The following is an 11,969-nucleotide window of genomic DNA, read 5'->3' as shown; positions in this document are numbered from 1 at the left end:
GCACATATCGGCGTCGATGCGGATTCGGGGCTGGTGCACACCGTGGTGGGCACCGCTGCGAACGTCAACGACGTGACGCAGGCGCATGCGCTGGTGCATGGCAAGGAGGCCGACGTGTTCGGCGATGCCGGCTATCAGGGCGTAGACAAACGCGAACAGACGCAGAAGCTGAAGGTGCGTTGGCACGTGGCATTGCGTCCGGGCAAGCGGCGCGCCTTGGACAAGGCCACCTTGGTGGGCAAGCTCACCGATGAGCTGGAGCGGGTCAAGGCGCGCATCCGGGCGAAGGCGGAACATCCGTTCCGGGTCATCAAGCGCCAGTTCGGGCATCTCAAGGTGCGCTATCGCGGCTTGATGAAGAACACGCAACAGTTGCATACGCTGTTCGCCCTGAGCAATCTGTGGATGGTACGTGGGCAACTGATGCGCGAGGCCAAGACGTAAGCACAAAAGGCCACCAGAGCAGGCGGGCAATCGACGCCTTCATGCGGCACATGGCGCGGCAGTCGCGCCAGACTTTATAGCGTTCGCTGCGCTTCGGCTCTGCGTCTATGGCTCCGAGCGATGGATTGAGTTCTGAACAGCATCCCTAGCCTTTTGATCTCTCGATTCTCGTCCTGCATGTGTTTGATCTCCGGAAGTTGCTCCGACTGGGTCTCGGTGTACTGCTTTTTCCACCGGCGAAAGGTCTGCTCGGAAATGCCCGGCTGACGTATCTGATCCGCTGCCGGCATACCCAACTCTGCCCGCTTAAGCACTGCCACTATCTGCTCGACTGAGTATTGTTTGCACTTCATCACCAACCTTCAAGAAAATTTTCACGCCAAAACACTAACATCTAGTTCCGCCCGGACTTTCTAAACCAGACCATCTCTGCGACAAATCACCGAGCTTGGGCATGCCGCACCAACAATCGAGCTTGCCGCTTTGACGAGTTCGATGTCGAGCCGTCGCGCTTGAAGCTAGCAGCCGCGAGCGGGTAGCTTGAGGCTTATCGCAAGTCTTTGAGCCGGGTTCTTTTCCAGAGTATGCATCTACAATCCGTTGGTTGAATTCAAGGTTTTGCGCCGAATCGCGCAAAACGAAGCGAGGAGGTGATGTAGCCATCACCGCACGTAATTTAGAAAAAAATCTATTTTATTTTGAGTCGTATTCGCGCGATTCTTGCAATCGAATGGTGGTTATTGGTAGATTATTTTTTTGTTGTGATTTTCGCCTTTTACATTTTTTCTGACCTGCAAGTTCAACCGCCATGCGTTGCCTAAATTGAATTAAATAAATTCAGTGCCAAACGTAGGAAATGCTGCGTGTTACGTATGTCACGGTGTAATCGGACATTCCGAAATGCACCACGTCACGTCATGCGATAGCTGCTGCGGCATATCGATGGAGTCGAGGCATGCTCCATCATCAGGAGTTTTCCGACAATGGCTAGTCACAATTTTCGGTTGTGTCTTAATCGTCAATAGGTTTCGTTGACGCGTCTGCCTCACGACAAACGGATGGCTCATGACCCGATATCGCAAACTCATGGCGCGCCGCGCTTTTTTGATCAAGGCGTCTGCGATGCCGATCGCACTCATCATTCCTCCGGTGACTCGGGGGGCGAGCACTTCCGCTGCGGTCTCTTCGCCTCGCGTATTCGACCAAGGCTACACCGTCGATCCGTCGATTGTCTCGCCAAATCAGGAACCTCGCATCCACACGCTGGTGCTGCACTACACTGCTACGTCGTTAGCCCATGCGCTTGACATTTTGACGGATCCGGCCAGGGGGGTTAGCGCGCACTACTTGGTTCCGGACGCCGCTGGCCCCGATGGTCGGTTTCTTGTATTTGCACTGGTACCCGAGGCCAGGCTCGCACATCATGCGGGCGTGAGCTACTGGTTGGGCGAGCGCTTGGTGAACGGGACCTCCATCGGCATCGAGATCGTTAATCTCGGATACGGGGATGGATACGACAAGGGCGAGGACGACCTGCCGTTGATGAAGCGCGATTGGCATCCATACTTAGCAGAGCAGATCGCCGTTGTGGGCAGGCTGGCAGCGGACATCGTAGCCCGTCATGGCATCGCACCAACTCATGTGGTCGGCCACGCTGACGTGGCACCGGGTCGCAAGGTGGATCCTGGTCCATACTTTCCGTGGCGACGACTATATGAGGATTATGGCGTGGGAGCTTGGCCAGATGAAGCGACGGTCGAGTATTACCGCCACAACGCGCCATATCACGACGATATTGGCGAATTGCAGGCGAAGTTGCTGGCTTACGGCTACGATGCGCCGCAGAGCGGTGAACTCGACGCACGTACTGTTAGCGTCATCTCATCGTTTCAGATGCACTTCTGCCCTGCCCGCTACGACGGAGTGCCGGACGTCGACACGGTGGCTGTGCTGGATGCGCTGCTTGAAAAATACTTCGGTGCGAAACGCCCGCCGTGTCGCACCGCATGATGAAAAATTCGGTGCGGGTACTGCGCACGCGTAAGTCCATATTTGAAAGCGTCGTGGGCGATTGCTCATTCAGTGGGCGCAATCCCCGTTTTCGTTGGACTGCTGCCGGGATCGTAAGCGCTTCTGGTCTAAGATGATTTGAGCATAGGAAGAAGTCCATGAGTACAGTACTGTGACCTGACGGATATTTTCGTACCACTGGCGTCTAGAGATTCACGGCCCCGGTGGTTGAACTACGTTCGCTAGCCCGACGAAATTCGGCCGGGGTTTGGTACTGCACACTCGAATGCGGGCGAACTTAGTTGTAGTGAGTCCGCCAGTCCTCGATCACGATCTTTGCCTCGATCAGGTTGCGAAACCACTCCATCGCTAAACGTTCATCACGGTATTTTCCGTTGAAGCTTTCGTTGGTGCCGTTCTGCCAAGGCTTGCCCGGATCAATCAGTGCCATCTCGATCTGCTCCTGGACCGCCCATTTCAAAAGCGCTGTACTAACAAACTCCGGCCCGTTGTCTGAGCGGAGATAACGTGGTGCGCCGTGCACGCTGATTAATCGACTGAGTACATCAATGACTCGGCGTGAGCGAATGGATCCCGCCACATCGATCGCCAGGCACTCCCGTGTATATTCATCAACCACCGTCAGGCATTTGACTTGCTGGCCGTTTGCACAGGCATAGAATACGAAGTCATAGCGCCACACCGAGTTGCGGGTTGCCGGCGCATGAGGCCTGGACGACTGCCCGCCACACGGCGCCTGCGTCGCTTCTTCGGTGCTTGCAGGCCCGCCTGCGCCCACAGCGAGGCACATCGATCGCGGCCGACGACGATGCCTTCGGGCCCCAGCAACACTCGGATGCGGCGTGAACCGAAGCGCGGGAATTGCCCCGACAAAGTTCGCGTTGCCTCAATCACCGGTGCATTTTTTTCGGGCATCTTTGGTGTGTAGCCTAAGCTTGATCGACTGATCTGCATAAGCGCACACGCTCACCACTTTTTTTGCGCCGATCTCCTTCAAGACCTGAATATCCAGTGCTTGGTCCGCGACCAGCCTCTTCAATCTGACGTTCTCTGCTTCGAGCGCTTTCAGGCGCCTGACGTCATCACTGACCATCTCGCCGAAGCGCTTTCGCAAAGCGAAAATCGACGCCTCGCTCACGCCGTGACGTTTGGCCGCCTCAGGCACCGTATCCCGATCCGCCTCGCGCAGTATCCGTACAATCTGTTCATCGTTGCACCGACTCTTCTTCATACCAACTCCTCGTCTGAGCTGAGGAGCCATTATCTCGAGATGTCTTTGGTACGAAATTTTCAGGACAGGTCTCCCAGGCTATTTAATGCTTAAGATAGGTGATATTTATGCCTGTCAATAAATGTCAAATTTATAGATATTTTTCTATTCAAGAATTTTTATTATGATGATATTTTTATATATGCTGTAGAAAATTTTCATTAAAAATGAAAAATAAAGGCAATGCTGATGTTTAAATCACTTGATGCAATGGTTCGTGATCATGGTTTCTTTTTTGAGGCATGGGTAAATAAGGAAAGGCAAGTGTGGGTTTGCGTGGTAGCTCACCAGCACGAACTCGACCTAATTCGACGAATGACGTGTGCCAAATATGAAGATTTGAAGCAAATTAATGAACTGTGGCTCGCCGAATGGATGCCTGTCGCCAATGCGTCGACTATTCAAGAAGCGCTCCAAGTGCTCGAAGCAAAACTTGATCGCCTGCCAATTCAACAGCGGCAGCAAGGCTCTTCGTGGACTTCGACGCTCTCACATATTTTTCTTACCTGGCAGTCTGTGGTGCTCTAGTTCCACGCCATTTACGAGCGTGCAGCAATAAATAGGCATCTTATGATCAAGCAACGTTGCCTATGATTTTTTTTGAAACAAATTGAATAAATATTCGCAATCGACTGCTACGGAGATTTCGCCATATATCCACAGTCAAATTATAGAAATTTGCTTTTGAGTGCATTTGCAGAACTGGAATTATAAGTTGCTTTTTGAATGCTTTTTGTTCGACTTATCGCAAATTAATTTGTCAACGCCTTCGCCGAAATATTAATAATTACCTGGCGCGCATCTAGAGGGGGGAGTGTGATCTTATTTATATGGGCGGTATTCAGCGCATTTGTTTTTATGCTGAGCATTGCAATGGGACGGATAAACGCCGGAGGTGGGCAGCATTGGGGTGGTGGCGCAGTTCTGATCGCGTTTGGTTGGATGTGTTGGCTTTTATTTCTCGTGCTCGGATCTTTTTTTAATATCAGAAAATATGCTTGGTTGTTTTCATTTGGGTGTCTATTGACAGTGGTTGGGGTCGCATTTGGGGTGTTCGCGTTCATGATTTCGTTTCAAAAATTTTGATGACAAACCGAAATCAAAATCCTTTTGCGGCGACGAATGAATTTTCGGTTCACCGCACCATCCTACGCAAAATCTTTCCGACGGGCGTTTTGGGCAGTTCGGTGCGGAACTCGATGACGTGCGGCACCTTGTAGTTCGTCAGATGCTGACGGCAGAAGTCGATGATGGCCTTCTCCGACAGGTCCTGCGACTTCTTGACGATCACCGCCTTGACCGCCTCACCGGTCCGCTCGCTCGGCACCCCAACGACTGCCGATTCCAGCACGCCCGGGCACATCGCGAGCACGCTCTCGACTTCGTTCGGATAGACGTTGAAGCCCGACACGATGATCATGTCCTTCTTGCGATCGGTAATGCGCACGTAGCCTTGTTCGTCGATCGTGCCGATGTCGCCGGTGCGCAGCCAGCCGTCCGGCGTAATGGTCTTGGCCGTCTCGTCCGGACGATGCCAGTAGCCCTTCATGACTTGCGGGCCGCGCACGCAGATTTCGCCTTCCTGGCCGAAGCCCAGCGCTTCGTTCGCATCGTTGCGAATGCTGACTTCGGTCGACGAAATCGGCAGACCGATGGAGCCGTTGAACTCGCTGCCGAGCGGGTTGATACACACGGCAGGCGACGTCTCGGTCAACCCATACGCCTCGATCAGCGGGTGCCCCGTGACCTTCTGCCAGCGTTCGGCCACCGCGCGTTGCACGGCCGCGCCACCGCCCAGTGCGCACTTGAGCGCGGTGAAGTCGAGCTGATCGAATCCGGGTGTGTTGAGCAAACCGTTGAAGAGCGTATTCACGCCCGTCATGAACGTGAACTTCCACTTGCCCAGTTCTTTCACGAAGCCAGGCATGTCGCGCGGGTTGGTGATGAGCAGGTTGAGTGCGCCGAGCTGAAGGAACACCAGGCAGTTCGCCGTCAGACAGAAGATGTGATAGAGCGGCAGCGCCGTGACGATGATCTCCTTGCCCTCTTCGAGACCCGAGCCGATCCACGCGCGCGCCTGCAACATGTTGGCGATCATGTTGTAGTGCGTGAGCATCGCGCCCTTGGCCACGCCGGTCGTGCCGCCGGTGTACTGAAGGAAGGCGATGTCGTCGTGACCGAGCTGCGCTTCCTCGAACTTGGCGCGTGCGCCTTGCGCCATGGCCTTGCGGAAGGGCACGGCGTGCGCAATGTTCCACTCGGGCACCATCTTCTTCACGTGACGCACGACGTAGTTCACGATCCAGCGCTTCGGCGCGGGCACCATATCGCCGATGGCCGTCGTAATGACGTGCTTGACCGGTGTATTCGGCAGCGCCTTTTGCAGCGTAGCGGCGAAGTTCTCCATGACGAGGATCGCGCCGCAATCCGCGTCCTTCAATTGATGTTCGAGTTCACCCGCCGTATAGAGCGGGTTGACGTTCACGACGACCATGCCCGCGCGCAGGATGCCGAAGACGGCTACTGGATACTGGAGCAGGTTCGGCGACATGATGGCCACGCGCGATCCGCGTTGCAATCCGGGCAGGCTTTGCAGATACGCGGCGAAGTCGCGCGACTTGCGCTCGAGGTCGGCAAACGTCAGCGTGACACCAAGATTGGTGAACGACGGACGATTTGCGAACTTCTGGCAGCTTTGCAGGAACACATCGTTCACCGAACGATACGTGTTGACGTCGATCTCGGCCGGTACGCCGGGCGGATAGCTTTTGAGCCAGACTTTATCCATGAGCGCCTCCTTGGACTGGTTTTTATCGCATCGTGAGCGCCAGGCGTTCGATGCGTTGTTTCATCGCATATCGTGTGTGGGGGGGAAGGCAACGCGCAGGCATTCGGTTCGCAAGGATTCAGCGTGAAGTTTCATCTAGAATGCCAGCAACTCGACATTACGCCGATCCTTCCGCTGTACGGAGAAGCGTTAGGCAATGACCTTCGCATGAGCATCGCTTGCTGATGGATTTTTTCATTGCCATTTACTTTGACAATATAAAGAAAAATGGAGCCCCCATTACCAGTCCGATAATAATTCCTGCAATGCGACCAAATAAGCGAGCACGCAATAAACTTCGATTTGCATGTGCAATACTCCATGAATCACGACGCAGGTATCCAGGCAGCACAGGCAATAGAAGAATCAAGGAAGCTGCACATACCGCCCCACCAATAATTAAAAGTATGCCGTGCAAATCAAAGAAGTCGAGAATCTGTGAAGACGCGGGTAGCAACAGCCCGCTGACAACTGCGCTGATGCACGCCCCCCCTACAAAGGCATCCGATTCAGTGTTTGGTCCCAAAATATTCGCCAATTTTATGGTTAATTCATTTGATAATATAGTTTTGATTTTATTAATTTACGGCTGCACCCAAAAACCTAAACGATTAACGCAAATTCGAACTCCTTCTGCGGAAAGCAAGTAATTTTGAGCGCTCGAGATTAGTGATTTCTTGTAAAGGCCAGCTTCCGGCGGTGGCTCGTCTACGTAGTGGTCTGCGTATGTAGTACGAAATGCCACGGTTCTGCTTCTGGAGAATGAGACGCTAAAGCGGTGATGAGCAATCGCCTGAAGAAACACTCGATCGCAAATTGACGAAACCGCGCCCGGCATTTGTGCCCAGACCTGATTTATAGAGAACGCTGATTTTGCGATCAAATAACAACTCGTGTCCACGTGTCGAAAATCGTTCTCATCTTGTTCAGTGATGTTAAGCATCGAACCATCCTCACGGTGGAACGTTCGCCAAGAGCAACATATTTGGCTCTGCGTATTCAGATGAAGTTGCATCAAACTTTTCAAATGATCCGGGTAGAACCAGTTATCCGCATCAAGGAGTGCCACGAAATCAAACCCTTGCGCATCGGCCAAAAGTGTGCCAATTGCGCGAGGTGTATTGCCGTTATTGCGGTAAGATCGCGTCAATCGAATATGTTCAACTTTCCAACCATCTAATTCAGATATCGGAACTCCGTCAGCAACCATGAAGTGTACTATGTCGGCCTCGACCTGTTGTGATCTGACACTTTCGTGGCACTGGCGTAAAACTTCAATGGGTTCCTTGAAGTACGGTGTGATCACTGCAATTTTTGGCCGATTTGTATATAGATTTGTTGAATACTGTGTCACTTTGTGTTGTGTCGGAGTCGCGCCGAATTCTGGCGTGATTTCGATAATCTTTCGTTTTTTCCTTTTGGCCGATTTCAGGGCGAGGTCCGCGTTTGTCTTGCTATAGGTGTCGGTTTCGTCGCTGTCAAGCCGAGCGGCAAATCGTCCCGGTACTCCACACTTGGGGCAGAAGTTGTTGACTTGGGAAGCGAAGTCCGACATGGGACGGCGCCACCATTCTGGTGTAACCTCAATTCCGTTATCCTCCCCCCTGGCGAGGTCGAACGAAGCCGCGACCTCACAGAAGTAGGCGCGAAGCACTCCCTTGTTTTGGATTATGGATGCGGACCACTGTTGGTTCACGTCGCATTGAGCGATCAATGACCACATTGACTCAGGTTCGTAAAAATCCTGGACGCCAGCCAACAAGCTCGAGTGTTCCGAATGTCCTGAGTAGTACCACCCAAGTTCCTTAAGAGGTTCTAAAGATTGTATGCCACGCGAGTCGTTGTGGGGGTTTAGGTTGAAAACGCCAAATGTTTCCTTCGCCAGATCAGCAAATTTGAAAACGTTATTTGTCCATAGACCTCGTCGCTTTTTGTCAGGTATTTCGTCCGAAAAAATCCTGCAAATCTCCTCAAAATCGCGATGCATACACGGGTTTCCGCCTATGACAGCAATAGTCCCCGGGTAGTCGTGCAGGCTTTGCACGGCCAACCTGAAGTTATCCAATGTCATGTCATAGAGTGCGTCTTGATTGGCAAGCAATCGAGTGCAATTCGAACATCGCAAGTCGCATTTGTTAGTAATGTCAATGCAGATGATCCCCATTTGCTCTGGGCGACGCATTTTCTCGATCGCCGATTGGAAATAGTCATTTCTCATGCTGTCGTCCCGGAAAGGTCTTTTTCGAAATACTCAATTGTCTGGATAAGGCCGGACCGCAGATCTATGTTAGGTTCCCAATCTATAACTTTTTTCGCCTTTGAAATGTCAGGTTTTCTTTGACGTGGATCGTCGTAAGGGAGTGGGCAATGAACGATTTTGCTTTTTGATCCAGTGAGATCGACAACTTGCCGGGCAACGTCGATAATCGTCGTTTCAACTGGATTTCCAAGATTCAACGGACCACAAAATTCTTCTGAAACTTCCATGAATTTTGTAATCGCAGTTATCATATCTGAAACAAAACAGAAACTTCGTGTTTGCCTTCCATCTCCGTACACGGATATTGGGTCTCCGCGCAATGCTTGAACGATAAAGTTGCTTACTACGCGACCGTCATCGTGACGCATGTGAGGGCCATACGTATTAAAAATTCTTGCCACCCTAATGGAGACACCGTGCTGACGGTGATAATCGAAGAAAAGCGTTTCGGCACAACGCTTTCCCTCGTCATAACAACTACGAATTCCGATTGGGTTAACTCTTCCCCAGTATGACTCGGATTGCGGACTGGATTCGGGATCACCGTACACTTCACTTGTGCTCGCTTGAAATATTTTTGCCTTCAATCTTTTCGATAATCCGAGCAAATTTATGGAACCGTGAACGCATGTTTTCAATGTTTGAACGGGATCATTTTGATAATAAATTGGAGATGCGGGGCATGCCAAATTGTATATCTCATCAACCTCCAAATATATTGGAAAAGTTACGTCATGCCGAATTATTTCGAAATTATTAAAATCAAGAAGTCGAGAGATATTTCTTTTTGAACCCGTATAAAAATTGTCGATGCAAATGACTTCATTGCCCTGCTTGACGAGAAGTTCGCACAAATGCGAACCAATAAATCCAGCGCCACCTGCGATGAGCACTCGTTTCATTTTTTATAATGAATCATTTTTTCGTTTCTGGGCATTAAAGTCTTCATTTATGATTTTTTCGATAACAGGGATTGGGGTTTGAGGTGCCAATCGAATTCCATCGTTGACAATGGAAATGAGAGGTTTTGCGCTGTTGAGCTCACCAATCGAAGTCTGTAAGTTTAAATTGATGATTTGTTTATCCGCCATGCCATTAGATTTCACCCCCAGTTTATCTGGTACAGCCGACTGGCTCAGCAGGTTCCCAACGTTGAGCGTATTTCCACTGGGGCTGGCGATGTTATTTACGTCCAGTGCGCTCGAGCGCTGGCGATCGAGCGAAAGGATTGATGCGTCTGTAAAGAGTTGACTATCCGCCGATAGCGCAAAATTCTCCGTATCATTCAGAAAGATATTAAGTTTGACAAGGTGCTTGCCGACATTAGGGGACAAGAAATTTCCACTTAACCTGAAAGAAGAAAATGGCTGAGAGCCGGCCAGCGTTCCATCTGCTCTTGTTAGATCTCCGAATTGAACAGTTGCGAAGCCGCCGCTAATGTTTGCTGTAGTAGTTCCGTCAAAGGTTTTGTCGCTCGCACGTGCGCCGAAAAATGTGACGTTTGCCTTAGCAATCACTGCGATAGCGGTAGTCTGGCTGTTCGACGCGACGGTGAAGTTGGTGGCATCCGCAAGGGCGGTAATCAATTCGACGGTTTGAGGGCCTGCATATTCATTAGCGAAACGGCCCTGAACGGTGTAGTTTTTGAATGCTGTGGCTTGGGCGAGAGAGCCGTCGGCTGCCGACGCATTTCCCAGTTGTGCAAAGGCGATGCCAGAACTCATGAGACTGGCATTTTTTGTCGTGTCATATACCTTATCGTTTGCTCTCACGTTCGATACCGTCACGTGAGCCTTGGCAATGTTAGCCGTGGTACTGAACTGTGTTATGCCGCTGACCGTGTAATTGGTTGTGTCTTGCGGAGTGATCTGGATTGTCACGGACTTTTTCTCGCCGGCACTCGCGTTGACGAATTCCCCGCTGGCCGCAAAACCTGAGAATATCGTCGAGTTTGCAAGTTCTCCGTTTGCCGCTGTGGGGTTTCCAAGTTGAACTGTCGCATTTGTATTTTTCAAAGACGCGTTTCTCGCTCCGTCGTAGACTTTATCGAACACCGTCAGGTTGTTGATGATCACATTGGCTTTTGCGATGGTTGCGCTTGTCTGGGTTTGACTGCCTGCGGCAACTGAATAGTTTGTCGTGTCGGTCAGTGCGGCATTAAGGTTGACCGTCTGATTACCCGCCGATGCATTGGCGAACTGCCCACTGACCGTGTAGTTGTTGAACGCCGAGGCAGCGGCCAGCGAACCGTTAGCGGCCGACGCATTACCCAGCTGCACCGTTGCCGTGCCGTTGTTCGACAGGCTGGCGTTGGTGGTGGTGTCGTAGACCTTGTTGTTGGCCTGAGCGCCGGCGATCGTCACATTCGCCTTGGCGATGGTGGCCGTGGTGTTCGTCTGGCTGCCTGCGGCAACTGAATAGTTTGTCGTATCGGTCAGTGCGGCATTAAGGTTGACCGTCTGATTACCCGCCGATGCATTGGCAAACTGCCCACTGACCGTGTAGTTGTTGAACGCCGAGGCAGCGGCCAGCGAACCGTTAGCGGCCGACGCATTACCCAGCTGCACCGTTGCCGTGCCGTTGTTCGACAGGCTGGCGTTGGTGGTCGTGTCGTAGACCTTGTTGTTGGCCTGAGCACCGGCGATCGTCACATTCGCCTTGGCGATGGTGGCGTTCGTTTGGGTTTGACTACTCGAATCCAGCGTAAAGTTGGTAGAGTCCGCCAGCGTAGCGTTGACATTGACCGTTTGCTTACCGGCTGACGCATTGGCAAACCTGCCGCCAAGGACGACAGCGCTGGCATTTGTCGAGTTAAGTGTCGTCCCGTCGGCGCGAGTCGAATCTCCCATTGAGACGACGACATTGCTCGCGCTTACGTTGGCGTTGGTTGTGGTGTCGTACACCTTATTGCTGGCGGAAACACCCAGTACCGTAACAATTGCCTTGTTGATCGAGGCAGATGTGTTCGTCTGACTGCCCGAAGTCAACGTGTAGTTGGTCGTATCGGTCAGTGCGGCATTAAGGTTGACCGTCTGATTACCCGCCGACGCATTGGCGAACTGCCCACTGACCGTGTAGTTGTTGAACGCCGAGGCAGCGGCCAGCGAACCGTTAGCGGCCGACGCATTACCCAGCTG

At 52.0% G+C, this 11,969-nt stretch carries 7 protein-coding genes and 2 pseudogenes; 3 read left to right on the top strand and 6 right to left on the bottom strand.

Translation table 11 applies throughout. The features are described 5' to 3' along the window. Positions 1-444: IS5 family transposase (locus ACIQWO_RS26850; RefSeq protein ID WP_402830745.1), on the top strand; the 444-nt coding region annotated here is incomplete at its 5' end. 146 nt (positions 445-590) lie between these two features. Here ACIQWO_RS26850 and ACIQWO_RS26845 read toward each other — a convergent pair. After that, positions 591-797, bottom strand: a pseudogene (locus tag ACIQWO_RS26845) (transposase); the annotation flags it as partial. A 712-nt stretch (positions 798-1,509) separates the two neighbouring features. Here ACIQWO_RS26845 and ACIQWO_RS26840 point away from each other — a divergent pair. After that, positions 1,510-2,454, top strand: coding sequence for an N-acetylmuramoyl-L-alanine amidase (locus ACIQWO_RS26840; RefSeq protein WP_402830743.1), 945 nt, complete (start codon positions 1,510-1,512; stop codon positions 2,452-2,454). Between the two features lie 205 nt (positions 2,455-2,659). Here ACIQWO_RS26840 and ACIQWO_RS26835 read toward each other — a convergent pair. Next, positions 2,660-3,706, bottom strand: a pseudogene (locus ACIQWO_RS26835) (IS3 family transposase). A 222-nt stretch (positions 3,707-3,928) separates the two neighbouring features. Here ACIQWO_RS26835 and ACIQWO_RS26830 point away from each other — a divergent pair. Then, positions 3,929-4,273, top strand: a complete 345-nt coding sequence (locus tag ACIQWO_RS26830; RefSeq protein WP_402830742.1) for a hypothetical protein — start codon at positions 3,929-3,931, stop codon at positions 4,271-4,273. Between the two features lie 607 nt (positions 4,274-4,880). Here the strand turns inward: ACIQWO_RS26830 and ACIQWO_RS26825 are convergent. From ACIQWO_RS26825 to ACIQWO_RS26810, 4 genes are all read right to left on the bottom strand, one after another. Further along, positions 4,881-6,533 (bottom strand): AMP-binding protein, encoded by a 1,653-nt coding sequence (locus ACIQWO_RS26825; protein ID WP_402830741.1) that lies wholly within the window; start codon positions 6,531-6,533, stop codon positions 4,881-4,883. Between the two features lie 622 nt (positions 6,534-7,155). Further along, the gene (locus tag ACIQWO_RS26820; protein ID WP_402830739.1) at positions 7,156-8,790 is read right to left on the bottom strand and encodes a glycosyltransferase; all 1,635 of its coding nucleotides are present in this window, start codon (positions 8,788-8,790) and stop codon (positions 7,156-7,158) included. Beyond that, positions 8,787-9,734, bottom strand: a complete 948-nt coding sequence (locus ACIQWO_RS26815; protein ID WP_402830737.1) for a UDP-glucuronic acid decarboxylase family protein — start codon at positions 9,732-9,734, stop codon at positions 8,787-8,789. Before ACIQWO_RS26815 ends, ACIQWO_RS26820 begins: the two co-directional genes overlap by 4 nt. Positions 9,735-9,737: 3 nt before the next feature. Next, a partial coding sequence (locus tag ACIQWO_RS26810; RefSeq protein WP_402830735.1) for a beta strand repeat-containing protein occupies positions 9,738-11,969 on the bottom strand: 2,232 nt, incomplete at its 5' end.

Origin of the sequence: Pandoraea sp. NPDC090278 (assembly GCF_044772185.1) — a bacterium.
Classification (GTDB): Bacteria; Pseudomonadota; Gammaproteobacteria; order Burkholderiales; family Burkholderiaceae; genus Pandoraea.
This window is presented reverse-complemented; position numbering and strand designations above follow the sequence as displayed.